The sequence below is a fragment of the Jiangella aurantiaca genome, assembly GCF_004349105.1.
Classification (GTDB): Bacteria; Actinomycetota; Actinomycetes; order Jiangellales; family Jiangellaceae; genus Jiangella; species Jiangella aurantiaca.
This window is the reverse complement of sequence record NZ_SMLB01000030.1, coordinates 1-18,266: the sequence shown is the minus strand read 5'-3', so window position 1 is coordinate 18,266 and position 18,266 is coordinate 1. Positions and strand designations below refer to the sequence as shown.

General features: G+C 72.4%; 16 protein-coding genes. 12 read left to right on the top strand and 4 right to left on the bottom strand.

Features of this window, described 5'->3' with window-relative positions; all coding sequences use genetic code 11:
* Positions 1–103: 103 nt before the first annotated feature.
* The 8 genes from E1262_RS19435 (at position 104) to E1262_RS19400 (ending at position 10,920) form a co-directional block, all read left to right on the top strand.
* Positions 104–1,588 carry a PTS transporter subunit EIIC gene (locus E1262_RS19435; RefSeq protein ID WP_132104794.1) on the top strand — a complete coding sequence of 495 codons (1,485 nt, stop codon included), beginning with the start codon at positions 104–106 and terminating at the stop codon, positions 1,586–1,588.
* A gap of 88 nt (positions 1,589–1,676) precedes the next feature.
* Positions 1,677–3,335 (top strand): phosphoenolpyruvate--protein phosphotransferase, encoded by a 1,659-nt coding sequence (gene ptsP, locus E1262_RS19430; RefSeq protein ID WP_132104793.1) that lies wholly within the window; start codon positions 1,677–1,679, stop codon positions 3,333–3,335.
* A gap of 133 nt (positions 3,336–3,468) precedes the next feature.
* Positions 3,469–4,542, top strand: a complete 1,074-nt coding sequence (locus E1262_RS19425; RefSeq protein ID WP_132104792.1) for a zinc-dependent alcohol dehydrogenase — start codon at positions 3,469–3,471, stop codon at positions 4,540–4,542.
* A 235-nt stretch (positions 4,543–4,777) separates the two neighbouring features.
* Positions 4,778–6,055 carry an ABC transporter substrate-binding protein gene (locus tag E1262_RS19420; protein WP_162605999.1) on the top strand — a complete coding sequence of 426 codons (1,278 nt, stop codon included), beginning with the start codon at positions 4,778–4,780 and terminating at the stop codon, positions 6,053–6,055.
* Positions 6,052–6,990 carry a carbohydrate ABC transporter permease gene (locus tag E1262_RS19415; protein ID WP_132104790.1) on the top strand — a complete coding sequence of 313 codons (939 nt, stop codon included), beginning with the start codon at positions 6,052–6,054 and terminating at the stop codon, positions 6,988–6,990. Before E1262_RS19420 ends, E1262_RS19415 begins: the two co-directional genes overlap by 4 nt.
* Positions 6,987–7,826: a carbohydrate ABC transporter permease gene (locus E1262_RS19410; RefSeq protein ID WP_132104789.1), complete on the top strand. Its 840-nt coding sequence runs from the start codon at positions 6,987–6,989 to the stop codon at positions 7,824–7,826. Before E1262_RS19415 ends, E1262_RS19410 begins: the two co-directional genes overlap by 4 nt.
* 12 nt (positions 7,827–7,838) lie before the next feature.
* On the top strand, positions 7,839–8,747 hold the full coding sequence (locus tag E1262_RS19405) for a dihydrodipicolinate synthase family protein (protein WP_132104788.1): 909 nt from the start codon (positions 7,839–7,841) through the stop codon (positions 8,745–8,747).
* Between the two features lie 58 nt (positions 8,748–8,805).
* Complete coding sequence (locus E1262_RS19400) at positions 8,806–10,920, top strand: alpha-galactosidase (RefSeq protein ID WP_132104787.1); 2,115 nt, start codon at positions 8,806–8,808, stop codon at positions 10,918–10,920.
* On the opposite strand, the gene E1262_RS19395 is transcribed toward E1262_RS19400, so the two are convergent.
* Together E1262_RS19395 and pdxR are read right to left on the bottom strand one after the other, a co-directional pair.
* A complete protein-coding gene (locus E1262_RS19395) occupies positions 10,917–12,113 on the bottom strand; it encodes a phospholipase D-like domain-containing protein (RefSeq protein ID WP_132104786.1) in 1,197 nt (398 codons plus the stop codon). The genes E1262_RS19400 and E1262_RS19395 overlap by 4 nt on opposite strands.
* A gap of 52 nt (positions 12,114–12,165) precedes the next feature.
* A complete protein-coding gene (gene pdxR / locus E1262_RS19390; RefSeq protein WP_132104785.1) occupies positions 12,166–13,581 on the bottom strand; it encodes a MocR-like pyridoxine biosynthesis transcription factor PdxR in 1,416 nt (471 codons plus the stop codon).
* 141 nt (positions 13,582–13,722) lie between these two features.
* Here pdxR and E1262_RS19385 point away from each other — a divergent pair, with 141 nt between their 5' ends.
* Positions 13,723–14,208: a DUF4440 domain-containing protein gene (locus E1262_RS19385; RefSeq protein WP_132104784.1), complete on the top strand. Its 486-nt coding sequence runs from the start codon at positions 13,723–13,725 to the stop codon at positions 14,206–14,208.
* A 17-nt stretch (positions 14,209–14,225) separates the two neighbouring features.
* Here the strand turns inward: E1262_RS19385 and E1262_RS30430 are convergent, their stop codons facing one another.
* Both E1262_RS30430 and E1262_RS19380 read right to left on the bottom strand, forming a co-directional pair.
* Positions 14,226–14,399 carry a hypothetical protein gene (locus E1262_RS30430; protein WP_162605998.1) on the bottom strand — a complete coding sequence of 58 codons (174 nt, stop codon included), beginning with the start codon at positions 14,397–14,399 and terminating at the stop codon, positions 14,226–14,228.
* 75 nt (positions 14,400–14,474) lie between these two features.
* A complete protein-coding gene (locus tag E1262_RS19380) occupies positions 14,475–15,218 on the bottom strand; it encodes a TetR/AcrR family transcriptional regulator (protein WP_132104783.1) in 744 nt (247 codons plus the stop codon).
* Between the two features lie 80 nt (positions 15,219–15,298).
* On the opposite strand from E1262_RS19380, the gene E1262_RS19375 reads away from it, so the two are divergent.
* The 3 genes from E1262_RS19375 to E1262_RS19365 form a co-directional block, all read left to right on the top strand.
* Positions 15,299–16,243 carry an ATP-binding cassette domain-containing protein gene (locus E1262_RS19375; RefSeq protein ID WP_132104782.1) on the top strand — a complete coding sequence of 315 codons (945 nt, stop codon included), beginning with the start codon at positions 15,299–15,301 and terminating at the stop codon, positions 16,241–16,243.
* Positions 16,240–17,019 (top strand): ABC transporter permease, encoded by a 780-nt coding sequence (locus E1262_RS19370; RefSeq protein WP_132104781.1) that lies wholly within the window; start codon positions 16,240–16,242, stop codon positions 17,017–17,019. Before E1262_RS19375 ends, E1262_RS19370 begins: the two co-directional genes overlap by 4 nt.
* Positions 17,016–18,266 (top strand): excinuclease ABC subunit UvrA (locus E1262_RS19365; protein ID WP_476702884.1); only part of this gene is annotated, 1,251 nt, incomplete at its 3' end. The genes E1262_RS19370 and E1262_RS19365, both read left to right, overlap by 4 nt.

Here is an 18,266-nt window from a genome sequence, read left to right as displayed (position 1 = left end):
AGCACGTGAATCGTCACATCCTCACGACGAGAGAGACCGACCCAAGGCTGACCGCGAGGTCCCAAGCGGGCAGTACGTCCCGCGAGGGAAAGGAAAAGCTGGGATGAGCACGGCGACCGCCACCGCGACCGGGAAGCGTGGCTTCCCCGGCCTCGCGGTCCTGCAGCGCATCGGCCGCAGCCTCATGCTGCCGATCGCCGTCCTGCCGGCCGCGGCCCTGCTGCTGCGGCTCGGCTCGAACGACATGCTCGGCGGCGAGCCGGGCACCGTCCCCGAGGGGTTGCCGGCCGGCCTGGCGCAGTACGACGGACTGCACTGGCTGCAGCCGGTGTCCGAGGTGGTCGGCGCCGCCGGCGCGGGCATCTTCAACAACCTGCCGCTGATCTTCGCCCTCGGCGTCGCCATCGGCTTCGCCCGCAAATCGGACGGGTCCACGGCACTGGCCGCGGTGGTCGGTTACCTGGTCTACGAGAGCGTCTCCGACGCGATGTCGCCCTACATCCTCGGCGAGCCCGGTGAGGGCGAGGAGCAGCAGCTGATCAACTTCGGCGTGCTCGGCGGCATCATCATGGGCATCGTCGCGGCGCTGCTGTGGCAGCGGTACTACCGGATCAAGCTCCCGCCGTACCTGGCGTTCTTCGGCGGACGCCGGTTCGTGCCGATCATCACCGCGTTCGTGGCGGTGTTCATCGCCGTGGGCATGAGCTTCCTGTACAAGCCGTTCGACGCCGGCCTGACCAACCTCGGCGAGTGGGTCACCGAGAACGACGTTCTGGGCGGCGGCCTCTACGGCTTCTTCAACCGGCTGCTGATCCCGCTCGGCCTGCACCACATCCTCAACTCGTTCCCGTGGTTCCAGCTGGGCGAGTACACGCCGCCGGGCGGTGCGCCGGTCCAGGGCGACATCCTGCGTTTCCTCAACGGCGACCCGACCGCCGGCGCGTTCATGACCGGGTTCTTCCCGATCATGATGTTCGCGCTGCCGGCAGCCGCGCTGGCGATCTGGCAGACCGCCAAGCCGGCCCAGAAGAAGATCGTCGGCGGCATCATGCTCTCCGCCGCGCTGACCTCGTTCTTCACGGGCGTGACCGAGCCGCTGGAGTTCTCGTTCCTGTTCGTCGCGTTCCCGCTGTACCTCATCCACGCGGTGCTCACGGGCACGGCGCTGGCGCTGACCAACGCGCTGGACATCCGCGACGGCTTCGGATTCTCGGCCGGCTTCATCGACTACGCGATCAACTTCCGCATCGCCGAGAAGCCGCTCTGGCTGATCGTGATCGGCCTGGGCTACGCGGTGGTCTACTACTTCCTGTTCCGTTGGGTGATCACCAAGTGGAACCTGCGGACGCCGGGCCGCGAGGAGGAGGCCGAGGCGGTCGAGGCGTCGCTCGGCGAGGAGGCCGCGGAGATCGTTCAGGAGGAGAAGGTCCCGGCCGGCGCGCCGGCGCCGACTTCCGCCGACCGCCCGATGGCCACGCCGCCGCCGGGGACCACGCCGCCGCCAGGGACCACGCCGCCGCCGGGGACCACGCCGCCACCGGCGCCCGAGCCGCCGGCGGGACCGCCGTCGGACGGGCAGCCGAAGTAACCGAGCCGCTGTGATCATCGGCACTTTCCGGTCCCACCAGGGCCGGGAAGTGCCGATGATCGTGTGAGAAGACCTGAGGAGGAGCGCCGTGGCAGTGATCAGCGGAGTGGGTGTCAGTTCCGGGCGAGCGGTCGGGCCGGTGGTCCGGATGCCGGACCCGGTGGCCGAGCCTCCGGCCGGGGCGACGCTGGGCGAAGGCGCCGACGTCGCGGCCGAGGGCGCCCGCATCGCCGCCGCCGCGGAGCAGGTCCGTGCCGACCTCGAGCGGCGCGCGTCGTCGGCGCATGGCGACGGCGCCGCAGTGCTCGAGGCGACTGCGCTGATGGCGGCCGACCCGGCGCTGGTCACCGCCGCGCAGACGAAGCTGGCCGACGGGACGGCGGCGGCCCGCGCGGTGTGGGAGGCGGCGGGCGAGGTCCAGGCGATGCTGGAGTCGCTGGGCGGCTACATGGCCGAGCGGGCCCGCGACGTCGCCGACGTCCGCGACCGCATCGTGGCCGTGCTGGACGGCCGGCCGGCGCCGGGTGTGCCGGAGCGGCTCGAACCGTTCGTCCTGGTGGCGCACGACCTCGCCCCGGCCGACACCGCGACGCTAGACCCGGCGACCTGCCTGGCCCTGGTGACGGAGGGCGGCGGGCCGACGTCACACACCGCGATCCTGGCCCGGGCGCTCGGCCTGCCCGCGGTGGTCGCGGCACCAGGGATCCTCGACCTGGCGGAGGGCACCGTCGTCCTGGTCGACGGCGGCACCGGGACCGTCGAGCCGGACCCGGTGGCCGACGTCATCGCGCAGGTCCAGGCGGCCGCCGCCCGTGGGTGGACGTTCGACGGCACCGGCCGCACGGCCGACGGGCACCGCGTCCAGCTGCTGGCCAACGTCGGCGACCCGAAAGGCGCCGCGGCCGCCGCCGACGTGGGTGCCGAGGGCGTCGGGCTGTTCCGCACCGAGTTCTGCTTCCTGGACCGCGCCGAGGAGCCGTCGGTCGACGAGCAGACCGCGCAGTACACGGCCGTGCTGGAGCCGTTCGCCGGCAAGAAGGTGGTCGTCCGCACGCTCGACGCCGGCGCGGACAAGCCGCTGCCGTTCCTCACCGACACGTCCGAGGCGAACCCGGCGCTGGGTGTGCGCGGCTACCGGACCGCGCTGCGGCACCCGGAGGTACTCGACCACCAGCTGGAGGCGATCGCCCGCGCCTGCGACACGTCGGGCGCCGACGTGTGGGTCATGGCGCCGATGGTCTCGACCCCCGCCGAGGCCGCCGACTTCGTCGCCCGGGCCGGTGCGTTCGGCCTGGCCACGGCCGGCGTGATGGTGGAGGTGCCGGCGCTCGCGCTCACCGCCGACGCACTGATGGCGCAGGTCGCGTTCGCCAGCATCGGCACCAACGACCTCACCCAGTACGCGATGGCCGCCGACCGCCTGCTCGGCGAGCTGGCCGTGCTCAGCGACGGCTGGCAGCCGGCCGTGCTTCGGCTGGTGCACCTGACGGCCGAGGCGGGCCTCCAATCGGACCGGCCGGTCGGCGTCTGCGGCGAGGCCGCGGCCGACCCCGCGCTCGCCGTGGTACTCGCCGGGCTGGGCGTGACCAGTCTGTCGATGACGGCGCGCGCCATCCCGGAGGTCGCGGCGACGCTGCTCTCCGTCACCCGGGCCGAGTGCGTCCGGCTGGCCGAGCTGGCTCTGGCCGCCCCCGACGCCCGGTCCGCCCGCGCGGCCGTCCACGCCGAGCTCCCGCCGCTGGTCTGACGGCGTCGGGCGGCGCCGAGGCGGGCCTCGACCCGCGGGTCGCCGAGCTCTGGGTCACGGTCATGAGACACCTAATAATGTCTGATGACAAGACATAATCCGTTGGCTTGTAGACGAAATAGAGGTGTCACCGATGCCGCTCGTCGTGCAGTTCACCGGACCCCGTCAGGTCGGCGTGGCCGATGAACCGTCGTCGCTGCTGGGCGCGGGGCAGGTCCGCATCGCCACCTGGTACTCCGGCATCTCCGCCGGCACCGAGCTGACCGCGTACCGCGGCTCGAACCCGTACCTGACGAAGACCTGGGACGCCGGCGCCCGGCTGTTCACCGAGGGTGCGCCCGCGTTCTCGTACCCGGTCTCCGGCTGGGGCTACCAGGAGGTCGGGCAGGTCACCGAGGTCGCGCCGGACGTCTCGACGCCGCGCGTCGGCGACGTCGTCTACGGCATCTGGGGTCACCGCGCCGAGACCGTCGTGCCGGCCGTCATCGCGGCCCGGCGGCTGCTCCCGTCCGGCGTCGACCCGGTGCACGGCGTGTTCGCCCGCGTCGGCGCGATCGCGCTGAACGCGGTCGTCGCCGCCGACGTGCACTTGGGCGAGCACGTGGCGATCTTCGGCCAGGGCGTCATCGGGCTGCTGGCCACGCGGCTGGCCGGGTTGAACGGTGCCTCCGTGACGGCAGTGGACGGGCTGGCGGACCGCGTCGCGTTGGCGTCGCGGTTCGGTGCCGTCCGGGCGGTGCCCGCGGACGCGCCCGGCGGCGCCGCGGTCGCGGTGCGGTCGGTGACCGATGGCGCCGGCGCCGACACCGCGATCGAGCTGAGCGGCAGCTACCGGGCCCTGCACGAGGCGATCCGGTCCGTGCGGCCGGCGGGGCGCGTCGTGGCGGCTGGGTTCTACCAGGGCGACGGGACCGGGCTGCGGCTCGGCGAGGAGTTCCACCACAACCGAGTCGAGATCGTGGCCAGCCAGATCAGCGGCACGCCGCGGGCGCTCGGCGACCGGTGGAACCACGACCGGCTGCTGACGGTGTTCATGTCGCTCGTGGCGTCCGGCCAGGTGGACGTCGCGCCGCTGCTGTCGCACGTCGTCCCCGTGGCCGACGTGGCGGGCGCGTTCGAGCTGCTCGACCAGCGTCCGGCCGAGGCGCTGCAGGTGGTGCTCCGGTTCCCGGCCGCTCCGGCTACAGCAGCGACGGTGCCGCGCTGACGGCGACCCGCGGGTGGTGGGAACCCACTGGCGGGGCGCCGGGACCGATGGTGTGTGCTGCTGGGCATGACCCCTCCTGAACATTCACCGGTCAGGTGATCCATGTGGCCGGCGGCCCGGTCGGCTGAGCCCTCCACCTCTCGGGAGCTGCCTGGGCAGATCCACCCATTGACGGGATATGGGATATCTGACTAGTGTCTGCGCGAGGCGCGAATCGCGGACACAGGGAGGTGTCATGGGCACGAGAGGCGGGCGATCGGGAGCCGCATGGACGGCACGGGCAGCGGGGGTGCTCGCCGCGGCGGCGCTGCTCACCGCGTGCGGCAGCGGCGGTTCCGACGACGAGACCAGCGGTGACGGCGACGGTGGCACGACGACGCTGTCGCTGTGGCACTACTACGGGACACCGGACACCCCGACCGGTGCGGCGTTGCAGAACCTGCTCGACCGGTACGAGGATGAGCACGAAGGCGTCACCATCGAGCCGCGGCACATCCCGTTCGGCGACTTCACCCGGACGCTGCTGCAGTCCGCGGCCGGCGGCGACCTGCCGGACATCGCGCTCATCAACGGCTTCACCACGCAGGCGCTGGCCGACGCCGGGGTCATCCAGGACCTCAGCGACCGCGTCGAGGAGTGGGGCGAGGCCGACCATTACTTCGAGACCGGCTGGGAGACCACGCAGGTCGACGGCGCCACGTACGCGGTCCCGCACGTGGCCGACGCGTACGCCGTCTACTACAACGAGACCATGCTGACCGAGGCTGGCCTGCAGCCGCCCACCACGTGGGCCGACATGCAGGAGTACGCCACCCAGTTGTCCGACGGCCAGCGCTATGGCCTCGCGTTCAGTGGCATCGAGGGCGACGAGGGCGCGACGGCGCTGGTCATCCGGCTGCTCGCGGCCGGCGGCGACCCGGCCGACATCGACAGCGAGGCCGGTGCCGTCGCGCTGGGCCAGTTCACCGACATGATCGCCGGCGGCGCGGTCTCCAACGGTGTCCTCACCTGGAACGAGGAGGACGTCAAGAACCAGTTCGCCAACGGCCAGGCCGCCATGATGATCAACTCGGCGACCTACCTGAGCATCCTGGCCGAGGAGAACCCGGAGCTGCAGTGGAACGTCGCGCTGCTGCCCACGGACGTCCAGGCGGCCACATTCCTCAGCCAGGAGAACCTCGCCATCAGCACGACGACGGAGAAGGCGGACGCCGCGTGGGACGTCATCGCGTGGATGCAGCGGCCGGAGGTGCTCGCCGAGTACCTGCCCGAGCGGAACAAGCTGGCCGCGCGCGACGACGTCGACACCGGTGACGACCCGGTCCGGGCGATCTTCGCCGAGCAGCTGCAGCAGGCCTGGGCGCCCGAGGGCGACCTTGCCGCGGCGTCGTCGGAGGTGCTGACCCGAATCCAGGGCGCGTTGCAGGCCGCCGCGGGCGGCGGGGCGAGCGTCGCGGACGCGCTGGCCGACGCACAGGGGCAGATCGACGAGGCGCTGGCGAACGTCGAGTGACCACCACCGTCGCCCCGCCGGGAACGGCGAGCACCACTCCGGCCCGGGCCCCGCGGCGGGCCCGGCGCTGGGGCGACCACCTGTTCGTCGTCCCCGCGGTCGTCTTCGTCGCGGCGACCGTGCTGTACCCGCTGATCTTCAACATCGACCTCAGCTTCCGTGACGTCGGCGTCGCGCAGATCGTCACCGGCGGGGCCGAGTGGGTCGGCTGGGAGAACTACACCGACCAGCTGAGCCGGGACGACTTCTGGCACGCGCTGGTGATCTCGCTGCTCTACACCGGGCTCGCGGTCGCCGCCGCGTTCGCCCTGGGCATGGCACTGGCGGTCTATTTCAACCAGCGGTTCCCGGGCCGCAACGTCATGCGGTCACTGCTGCTGCTCGCCTGGATCCTGCCGACGGTGGTCAGCGCGAACGTCTGGCGGTGGATGCTCGACGGCAGCTACGGGCTGATCAACACGCTGCTCGAGGCCGTCGGCGTGGTCGACGGCGACGTGTTCTGGCTGGCCCGGCCGGTCCCGGCGCTGTTCGCCGTGGTCATCGCGACGGCGTGGTCGTTCACGCCGTTCATCATGATCCTGCTGCTCGCCGGCTTGCAGGGCATCCCGGACACGCTGTACGAGGCGGCCACCATCGACGGCGCCGGCGCCTGGCGGCGGTTCACCAGCGTGACGATGCCGCTGCTGAAGCCGGTCAACCTGACCGCGCTGCTGCTGTGCTTCATCTCCACCTTCAAGACCTTCGACACGGTGTTCCTGATGACCCGCGGCGGTCCGGGTGAGGCCACGATGATTCTGCCGATCTACGCCTACAACGAGGCGTTCGAGTTCTTCCGGTTCGACACCGGCGCCGTCGCGACCACGCTGATGCTGATCGTGCCGCTCGGCCTGTCGGTCTTCTACTTCCGCTCGCTGCGCCGCGAGGAGACGGCATGACGGCGACGGCGGCCCAGCGGCGACGCGGCTGGCTGAGCGCCGGCGGCGTGCTCATCACCATCGCCTACCTGCTGCCGGTGTACTGGATGCTGGCGACGTCGTTGAAGGACTCGTCGGACATCTTCGCCACGCCGCCGGACCTGTTCCCGTCGCCGATCACCCTGACCTCGTACACCGAGACGGTCGTGAACCACGCGGGCATCGGCCGCGGGCTGCTGAACAGCACCGTCATCGCCGTCGGGACAACGGTCGTGACGCTGGCGGTCGCGGTGCCCGCGGCGTACGCGCTGGCCCGGCTGCGGGTCCGGTTCGTCGCGCTGCTGATGCTGCTGTTCCTGGTCGTGCAGATGATCCCGGCCGTGAACCTCGCACTGCCGATGTTCGTGATCTTCAGCCGGGCCGACCTGGTGAACTCCTACGTGGGGCTGATCCTGGCGAACTGCTCGCTGGCGATCCCGCTGGCCATCACGATCCTCCGGCCCTACTTCCTGTCCGTGCCCGGCGAGGTCATCGAGGCGGCCAAGATCGACGGCTGCACGACGTGGTCGGCGTTCTTGCGGGTCGCGCTGCCGGTCTCGGTGCCGGGGCTGATCACCGTCGCGGTCATCAGCTTCCTCGGCGCGTGGGGCGAGTTCGTGTTCGGGCTGGCGCTGGCTTCGGACGAGGGCATGCAGCCGATCACCGTGGTGCTGGCCGGCCTGACGAACTCGTTCGGGACCCGCTGGAACGACCTGATGGCCGTCTCCGTCGTCGTCGCGCTGCCGATCATCGTCGTCTTCGTCTTCCTGCAGCGCTACATCGTCGGCGGTCTCACCGCCGGTGCCACCAAGAGTTAGAGGAGCACGTGCATGAGCACAGACACCGCGGAGGCGTTCGAGCTGTGGGCGGCCACGCCGACCCCGTTCCGGGCCGACGAGAGCCTGGCCGCCGAGGTGGTCCCCGCACAGGCCGAGCGGCTGGTCGCGCTGGGCATCGACGGAGCGTTCGTCGGCGGCACCACCGGTGAGTCGATGGCGCTGACGGTCGACGAACGGGCCGAGCTGATCAGCGCCTGGGCCGAGCACCGCGGCGACCGGCTGCTGCTCGGGGCGCACGTGGGCGACCTCAGCTTGGTGGACGCACGGCGGCTGGCCCGCCACGCCGCCGACGCCGGCGTCGACCTCATCGCCGCGGTGGCGCCGTTCTACGGCGAGCCGCCGTCGGTCACCGCCATCGTCGACTACCTGGCCGCGATCGCCGAGGCGGCGCCGGACGTGCCGCTGTGCTACTACCACATCCCGTCGATGACGGGGCTGCGCGCGGCGCCGTCGGCGGTGGTCGAGCAGGCCGCCGCCCGGGTGCCGAGCCTGCGCGCCGTCAAGTTCACCGACGGCGACCTGCTCGAGTTCATCCGCACGCGCGAGGCCGCCGACGGCGTCCGGGTCTACTTCGGCAAGGACGAGCTGCTGCCGGCCGGCGTGGCCTGCGGCGCGACGGGCGCCATCGGCAGTTTGTACAACGTGCTCGCCCCGGTCGCGCGCGAGGTCAGGGCGAAGATCCTGGCCGGCGAGGTCGAGGCGGCGCTGGCGCTGCACCGGCCGTTCCGCCAGATCGCCGCCGTCGCCGACCAGTGGGGCTCCATCCCGGTCGTCAAGGAGCTGATCAACCGGTTCGGGCCGGACGCGGGCGCGGCCCGGGCACCGTGGGGCCGGCTGAACGCCGACGCGATCGCTGCGGTCGACTGGCTGGTCGAGGAGCTCAAGGCGGCCGCCTCCTGACCGCTCCCGGCGGTCTGACAGTCTGATCCGGACGTAGTCGCCGCCTGAGGGGATCGCGATGGACGACCGCATGGTGACGCTGGCCCGGGCCGGGGTCGCCTTGGTGCTGGACCTAGCCTCGCCGTGGCTGCCGCGGGTACTGCACTGGGGTGCGGACCTGGGCTCCGGGGTGGACGCCGCGGCGCTGCGGGCCGCGGCGGTCCCGGGCCGGCGCGGCGGCGCGCCGCCCGAGCCGGCGGCGCCGTCGCTGCTGCCGGCACAGGTCGACGGCTGGGTCGGCCGGTCCGCGGTCGCCGGTGACCGCGACCGTGCCTATTCGCACCTGCGGCTGGTGCCGGTCTCGGTGTCGGCGGCGGCGGACGGTGGCGGTGTAGAGATCGCGTCGCGCGACGAGGCGGCCGGCGTGTCCGTCGTCAGCTCGCTGGTCCTTGACGACGCCGGCGTGCTGCGGATGCGGCACACGCTCACGAACGACGGCGACTCCGCGTGGTCGGTGGACGGGCTGCGCGCCGTCCTGCCGGTGCCGGACCACACCGCCGAGCTGCTGCACTTCAGTGGCCGGTGGGGGCTGGAGAAGATCCCTCAGCGGGAGGCGTTCCTGCCCGGTATCCGGTCGCTGGAGACGCGGCGCGGGCGCACCGGGCACTCGCACACCGGGCTGCTGGTCGCCGGCACTCCAGGTTTCGGGTTCGGCTCCGGCGAGGTGTGGGGCGTGCACGCCGGCTGGAGCGGCTGGACGGTGCACGACGCCGAGCGGATGGCCGAGGGCTGGTCGACCCTGGGTGCCGGTGAGCTGCTCGCGCCGGGCGAGGTTGTACTGGCACCGGGGGAGTCGTACGCGACCCCGGACGTGTACTTCGTCTATTCGGACGAGGGGCTGGACGGGCTGTCGGCGCGGCTGCACACGTCGTTGCGGGCCCGCGCGTCGCACCCGTCGACGCCGCGGCCGCTGGTGCTGAACACCTGGGAGGCGGTCTACTTCGACCACGACATGGAGAAGATGGCCCGCATGGCCGATGTGGCCGCCGCCGTCGGTGTCGAGCGGTTCGTCGTCGACGACGGCTGGTTCCTGGGCCGCCGCGACGACCTCGCCGGCCTCGGCGACTGGTACGTCGACCCCGACGTCTGGCCGAAGGGGCTGCACCCGCTGGTCGAGCACGTCAAGTCGCTGGGCATGCAGTTCGGGCTCTGGGTGGAACCGGAGATGGCCAACCCCCGGTCGCGGCTGGCCGAGGAGCACCCGGACTGGCTGCTCCACGATCCGGGCAGGGTGCCCCGCGAGTGGCGCCACCAGCACACCGTCGACGTCGCCAACCCGGAGGCGTACACGTACCTGCTGGAGCGGCTCGACGCCCTGGTCAGCGAGTACGGCATCGACTACCTCAAGTGGGACCACAACCGCGACCTGCTCGAGGCCGTCCACGACGGTCACGCCGGGGTGCACGAGCAGACCGCGGCGGTGTACCGGCTGCTGGACGAGCTGCGGGCGCGGCATCCGGGGCTGGAGATCGAGTCGTGCTCGTCCGGCGGTGCCCGGGTCGACCTCGGGATCCTGCAGCGCACCGACCGGGTGTGGGCGTCGGACAGCAACGACCCGCTGGACCGGCAGGCGATCCAGCGGTGGACGTCGTTGCTGCTGCCGCTGGAGCTGATCGGGGCGCACGTCGGGCCGTCGCACACGCACGTGTCCGGTCGGGTCACCGAGCTGCAGCTGCGCTGCGCGACCGCGCTGTTCGGCCACGCCGGCATCGAGTGGGACATCACCGAGTGCTCCGAGCAGGAGCTGGCGCTGCTCACCGAGTGGGCGGCGACGTACAAGCGGCTCCGGCCGCTGCTGCACACCGGCCGGGTCGTGCGCGCCGACACCGACGACGCCCACGTGCTGCACGGCGTGGTCGGCGACGGGCAGGCCGTGTTCAGTTACGTGGCGCTGACGACGATGACCGCGGACATCCCGCCGCGGCTGCGGCTGCCCGGCCTTGATCCCTCGGTGACGTACCGCGTCACGCCCATCGCCGCGTTGAGCAGCGTGCTGCCGCGGTGGGCGCGACCGGCGGCCTGGCTCGAGTCCGGCGGCGTCGAGCTCCCCGGCCGGGCGCTGGCGACGGTCGGCCTGCAGGCGCCGACGCTCAACCCGGCCCAGGTGCTCACCCTGGAGCTGACCGCCGTCTAGCCCGGCGTCGCGGCGGCGAACATCGTCTCGAAGTTGGCCCGGTAGCGGGCGTAGACCGACGCGATGTCCGTGCGGAGCATGGTCTCGTCGTTGCGGCGCAGCGACGTGTGGTTGAAGTTCGGGCTGCCGGTGACGACCCACCGCTCGCTCCGGTCGGTGGCGTTGCCACCTTCGATGAGCACGTACTTCGAGTGGATCCGGCCGGGCAGTACGTTCGCGTCGTCGAGCTCGCGCAGCGCGATGGCCGGCGCGGCGGCCAGCACCGCGCGGACCTCGTCGTCCATCAGCCCGTGCACGATCGCGACCTCGCAGCCCTGCCCGGCCAGCTCGGCCAGCCGCTCGGCGATGGCGATGCGGTAGGCGTCCCACTCGGACATGCCGACGCGCAGCACCGTCTGCGGGCCGCAGCTGACGCCGTCGAGCAGCTCGGTGATCGGGTCACCGTCGGCCCGCGGGAAGAACGAGGCGGCGACGGTGCCCGTGCGCATGGTGGTGGTGACGGTGCGGTCGTAGTCGTCGGTGCGCCGCTCCGCGGCGAGGTCGCCGAAGTAGGCGCCGTACGCCTCGTACAGCTCAGCGTTGCCGGCGATCGTCATGGCGTTGTTCCAATACGTCGTCGAGTTCAGGTCGGTGAAGTTGGCCGACGACTGCAGGACGACGTGCTCGCGGCCGCCGGTCTCGGAGAACAGGTAGAACTTGTTGTGCTGGCCCTTCGTGCCGATGCAGGCGGCCGTGTTGCCCTCCGGCGACAGCCCGGTGCACACGTGCAGCCACGAGCGCCGCGCCTGGTCGGTGCCCAGCTCTGCGCGCAGCGCGGTCACCGCCGGGTTGGTCACCTGCCAGCCGTCCAGCACGACCTGGACGTCTACCCCGCGCCGGTGCGCCTCGGTGAGGACCGCGACGAAGTCCGCGCCGGACGTCCCGGAGATGACGAAGTGCGCGATCCGGATCAGCGACCCGGCCGGCGCCTGCTTCACCAGGCTGCAGATCTGCTCGATGATCGGAGTCCCGTCGCCGGCGGCTGGGTTGTTGAAGACGGCGCCGGTGGTCACCGGCCGTTCGGGTGCGTCCTGGCACGGGCGTGCGGGGGTGTCGGCGGCGGCGGACGGCGTCAGCGTGGCGGCCGCGAGGGTTGCGGCGACGCCGGCGACGGCGATCGGGCGGACGCGACTGGGTCGATGGCGGGTCGTCATGCGGGTCAACGTGCCCAGCCGGCGCGAACGCCGGCCCAACGTCCGGTGAACGCTACAGGCCCGCTCGGAGGCGGATGAGGCCGCCGGGGATGCGGTCCTCGGCGATGGCGCCGTAGCCGAGCGCCAGCCCGCGGACCGGATGCGCCACCGCCAGCGGCGACAGCGGCAGCACCTCGACACCGGCCGAGCGGGCGCGAGCGGCCAGCTGGACGTCGTCGGCGGCGGGGTCGGTGAGCAGGGCGGTCACGTGCAGGCCGACCAGCGAGGGAACCGGTTCGAGGACGCCGGCGAAGTCGCGGCGCAGCAGCGAGGTCACCAGGTGGTGGCGTCGCGCGTACACCCGGCGCATCGCCTTGAGGTGCCGGGCGAACAGGCCCTCGTTGATCAGCTCGGCCAGCGCCGCCTGGGGAGGCACCGCGGTGTGCCAGTCGAGCAGTTGCTTGGCCTTGTGCATGGCGTCGCGCAGCGACCGCGGCGCGACGACGAAGCCGAGCCGCAGGGTCGGCAGCAGCGTCTTGGAGAACGAGCCGACGTAGGCGACGTGGCCGGCGGCGCCGAGGCCGGCGAGCGGCTCGAACGGGCGCCCGGCGAAGCGGAACTCGCTGTCGTAGTCATCCTCGACGATCAGCGCGCCGGCCCGCCGGGCCCACTCGAGCAGCGCCAGCCGGCGGCCCAGCGACATCGACGTGCCGAGCGGGAACTGGTGCGACGGGGTGACGTAGACCAGCCGCGCGGCGTCGGGCAGCGCGTCGACCACGAGGCCCTCGCCGTCCACGGGCACCGGGACGACGTCGAAGCCCGACGACGTCAGCAGCTTGCGGGGGAGCGGGTACCCGGGGTCCTCCACGGCCACCACGTCGCCGGGGGACAGCAGCACCCGCGCGAGGAGGTCGACGGCCTGCTGGCTGCCGCTGGTGACGACGACGTCGTCGACGCCGGCCGGGACGCCCCGGGCGACGGCGACGTGCCGGGCGATCGCCGCACGCAGCGGCGGGTGGCCGGCGGCCGCGATGTGCGCGCCGGACCCGACGGCCGTCGTGCGGAGCTGGCAAGTCGTCACCCGGCGCCACGCCGCGTAGGGGAACAGCGACGCGTCGGGGATGCCGGGCCGGAAGTCGAACTCGGCGTCGGCGGCGGACAGGTCGGTCGCCGCACTCATCGTGTCCCAGATCGGTCTGGGCGCCAGCGCCACCTGGTCGCCGTCGTCGCCGCCCGGCCGATCCTGGGCGAGCCCGTCGGCCACGAACGTGCCGACGCCGGAGCGCGCGACGAGGAAGCCCTCGGCCACCAGCCGGTCGTAGGCCATGCTCACGGTGTTGCGGGCGATGCCGAGGTCGCCGGCGAGCTCACGGGTCGGCGGCAGCGGCTGGCCGGCGGGCAGCAGCCCGGCCAGTATGGCCGTCCGAACCTGCCGGTAGATCTGCCCGGACAGGTCGCCCCGCCCGTCCAGCCGCACGTGCAGATCCATGGGCCCGAGACTAGGGCCGCCGGCGTCATCGGGCCGTGATCGGCCCAGTGCAGAACCCCGTCCTGTGGCCCAGAGAGCGGCTACTGACCGTGGCTAGCGTGGCCAACGGCTCAGAGAAGACACAGGTCAGGAGGGTTCGCCATGCGCAAGAACACGTTCCGGGCGATCGTGGGGGTGCTGGCCGCCGGAGCACTCGCACTGCCCGGCATCGCCGCGGCCTCGGCTCAGAACGACGCCGCCGGCCACCGCGGCTGCGAGGCGCGGTTCGACGAGGCCCAGCGGATCGACATGGAGTCGTTCCGCGACTTCGACGCCGAGGCGTGGCGCGACGTCCATCACGAGGACGCCGTCAGCGTCTACGCCAGCGGCCACCGGTTCGCCGGCATCGACGCGATCATGGCCGCGCAGAAGAGCCACTTCGAGAACCGCGAGGCGATCTGGACGTGGACCGAGATCGACCGTCACGTCTACGGCTGCAAGACCGCGGTCATCGAGTACGACGCCACCTATGAGCTGCCGCGCATCGGGTTCAAGTCGCGCGCGCTCACCGTCGTGACGTACGTGTTCGAGCACGGCCGTTGGCTCGCCGTGTACGACCAGGGCACTGCGTTCCCGCCGGGACACTGACGGTCAGGCGGCCACGATCAGGCCTCGACGATCCGGTAGCCGGCCGCGGCGAGCGCGCGGGCCATGTAAGCGGCGTACCACTGCGGCCACTCCTCGTCGTGCTTCCCGCCGAGGACGTCGGCCTCGTACTCGCCGTGCGCCGCGGCCGCCTGCTGGAGGAGGTCGAGGATGATCTCCTGGGTTCGGTCCATAATCTGTCTCCTCGTCGACGGTGCCCGGGTCAGCGGCCGGGCAGCCGGGTGGTGATCTCCTGAACGGTCCGGCCGTCAGTCCAGCCGCCGGCTGACGCCGTCCAACAGCAGCTCCAGCGACAGCCGCATGATGGCGAGCGGGTCGCCGGCCTCGACCGCCTCACCGGTCGCCGTGCCGACGCGTTCGGCCAGCGGGAACCGGCGCCCGCGCATCGCCCGCGCGAGGACGGGGCTCACCGTCGCCCACCAGTCGAGGTCGCCGGTGCCGGCCCGCAGGCGGTCCAGCCCGATCTGCTGCCGCGCCGTCGACTCGACCAGGGCGAGCACGCCGGACAGCACCTGGTCCATCTCGAGGTCGGACAGGCCGGTGCCGTCGAGCGGCGCCAGCTCGAGGTCGTACTTGGTGGACACGCCCGGCCCGAGCACCGGCCTCCCGGGTACCACCTCGACCGTCCACGGGTGCCGCAGGTGGTGGCGCCAGTTCCGCTCCGCGACGTGGCGCATCCCGGCACGCCAGCCGCCCTGCGCGCCCGGCAGCGCGCCGTCGGCGTACGCCTCGCCGGCGACCGCGTCGAGCATCAGCTCGACCAGCTCAGGCTTGCCCGGCACGTGCGTGTAGAGGGTCATCGCGCCGACGCCGAGGCGGTCGGCCACGCGCCGCATGGTGAGCGCCCCGAGGCCCTCGGCGTCGGCGATCGCGATGGCGTTCTCGACCACGGCCTGCTTGGTCAGCCCGCTGCGGCCGGGCCGGTCGGACGGCTCCCAGAGCAGCGAGACCAGCCGGGTGGGGTCGGACGGGCGGGGCGCGTTCGAGGGCACGGGAACATCCTCTCACTCTCCGCACGTTGTTCCGTACGTTGTACCGTACACTGTACGGTTCACTGAACAGAGGAGGGCGAGTGGACGCAGCCATCGAGGCGCGGGCGGTGCGCAAGCACTACCGCGGGGCGGAGCGGCCGGCGCTGGACGGGTTCGACCTGCGGGTCGCCGCCGGGTCGGTGTGCGCGCTGCTGGGCCGCAACGGCGCGGGCAAGACGACGGCGGTGCGGATCCTGACGACGCTGCTGGCCATGGACGACGGCACGGCGACGGTGGCCGGGCACGACGTGCGGGCCGACGGCGACGGCGTGCGGCGGGCCATCGGGCTGGTCGGGCAGAACGCCGCCGTCGACGAGATCCTCGGCGGCCGGGCGAACCTGATGCTGTTCGGCCGGCTGCGCGGGCTGGCCAAAGCCGCGGCGAGGGCGCGGGCGGACGAACTGATCACGCGGTTCGGTCTGTCTGACGCGGCCGAGCGGGCCGTCGGAACCTACTCCGGTGGCATGCGGCGCCGGCTCGACCTCGCCGCGAGCCTGGTCGTGCCGCCGTCGGTGCTGTTCGTCGACGAGCCCACGACCGGCCTCGACCCTGACGCCCGCCGCGAGGTGTGGGCCACCGTACGGCGGCTCGTCGACGACGGCGTCACGGTGCTGCTGACCACGCAGTACCTGGAGGAGGCCGACGAGTTGGCCGACCACGTCGCCATGCTCCGCGACGGCCGGGTCGTGCTGGAGGGCAGCCCGGCGGAGCTGACCTCGCTGGTCGGCGAGACCCGCGTGGAGGTCCGGTTCGCGACGGCGGACGACGCGGCGGCCGCCGGGCGGGCGGCCGAGCCGTATGCCGTCGGGCCCGTCGACGTGACCGGGACGACCGTCGCCGTACCGGTGGCCGACGCCGGCGCCGTCACCGGGTTCTGCGCCGCACTGGCCGCCGCCGGCCTGGAGCCGGAGCACGTCGCCGTCCGGCGGCCCACGCTCGACGACGTCTTCGTGCACGTCAACACCGTCGAAGGGGAGGCTCGATGAATTCGCTCGTCCATGACTCGCTGGTGCTCGCCGGCCGGACCTTGGGGCACTGGCGGGCGCAGCCGGTGCCGTTCCTGGTCACGCTGCTGTTCCCGGTGCTCGTCGTGCTGATGATGGGCGGCCTGTTCGGCGGCGCGATCGCCGGCGGCGCGGCCGACTACGTCCCGTTCGTCGTGCCCGGCGTGCTGGCGCTGACCATGCTCTTCGGGCTCGAGACCACGATGATCGCGATCACCACGGACGCCGCGCGCGGCGTGACCGACCGCTTCCGGTCGCTGCCGCTGCACAGCGGCGCGGTCCTGGCCGGACGGTGCCTGGCCGACCTCACCGCGTCGGCGGCCGGCCTGGCTGCTATGACGGCCGCCGGGTTCGCGCTGGGCTGGCGGTGGTCCGGCGGGGCCGGCGACGTGCTGGCGGCGTACGGGCTGCTGCTCCTGCTCCGGTTCGGGCTGCTGTGGGTCGGCGTCTGGGCCGGGCTGAAGGCGCCCGGGCCGGAGGCCGTCGCCGCCGTGCAGATCATGGTCTGGCCGGTCGGCTTCCTGTCCACGGTGTTCCTCGACCCGGCGACCATGCCGTCCTGGCTGGGCACCGTCGCCGAGTGGAACCCGCTGTCGGCGACGGCGGACGCGGTGCGCGAGCTGTTCGGCAACCCCGGCGTGACCGGCGGAGGTTGGCCTGCCGATCACGGACAGGCGTTGTCAGTGATCTGGCCGATCCTGATGGTCGTGGTGTTCGCACCGCTGTCCGCCGCTGCCTACCGGAGGCTGAACCGATGACGTTGGCCGATCATGGCTTCATCGAGGTGCGTGGTGCCCGAGAGCACACCCTGAAGAACATCGACGTCGACATCCCGAAACACCAGCTGACGGTGGTCACCGGCGTTTCCGGGTCGGGCAAGTCGTCGCTGGTCTTCGACACCCTGGCCGCGGAGTCGCAACGCCAGCTCAACGCCACGTTCAGCGCGTTCGCGCAGAGCCGGCTGCCCAACTACGGCCAGCCCGACGCCGACCGCATGGCGCACCTGTGCGCCGTCACCGTCGTCGACCAGAAGCGCCTCGGCGGCGGCGCGCGGTCCACCGTCGGCACCGCCACGGACATCGGCGCCCGGTTGCGGCTGATCTACTCCCGCGCCGGGCGGCCGTTCGCCGGCTACTCCAACGCGTTCTCGTTCAACGACCCGCAGGGCATGTGCCCGCGCTGCCAGGGCCTGGGCGTGGTCAGCGTGGTCGACGAGACGCAGCTGGTCGATCGCGACCGCTCGCTGGACGACGGCGCGCTGACGTTCCCGGCGTTCGGGGTCGGGCAGTGGTTCTGGCGGTCCTACGCCAGAAGCGGGTTCTTCGACCCGTCGCTGCCGCTGCGCGAGTACACCGACGAGCAGTGGCGCATCCTGATGTACGCCGGACAGGGCGAGCTGAAGGCGCCGAACCCTGACGTCACCAGCTACGAAGGCGTCATCGCCCGGTTCAACCGGCTCTACCTGCACAAGGAGCCCGAGTCGTTCAAGGGCAAGACGCGCGAGGCGTTCGAGCGCATCGTCACGCGCGGAACCTGCCCCGACTGCGGCGGCACCCGGCTGGCCGAGGCGGCGCGCTCGTCGCTGATCAACGGACGGTCCATCGCCGACCTCAACGCGATGCAGGCCGACGACCTGGTCGACGCGATCCGGTCCATCGACGATCCCGGCGTCGCGCCGCTCGTGCGGGACGCCGCGGAGCAGGTCGAACGGCTCGGCATCCTCGGCCTGGGCTACCTCAGCCTCGACCGCGCGACGTCGACGCTGTCCGGCGGCGAGTCGCAGCGGGTCAAGATGGTCCGGCACCTCGGCAGCAGCCTGTCCGACCTGCTGTACGTGTTCGACGAGCCGACGGTCGGCCTGCACCCGCGCGACGTGCACCGGCTCGGCGAGCTGCTGCTCGAACTGCGCGACAAGGGCAACACGGTCGTCGTCGTGGAGCACGATCCGGAGATCATGGCGATCGCGGACCACTGCATCGACATGGGGCCGGGGGCGGGGCGGGCG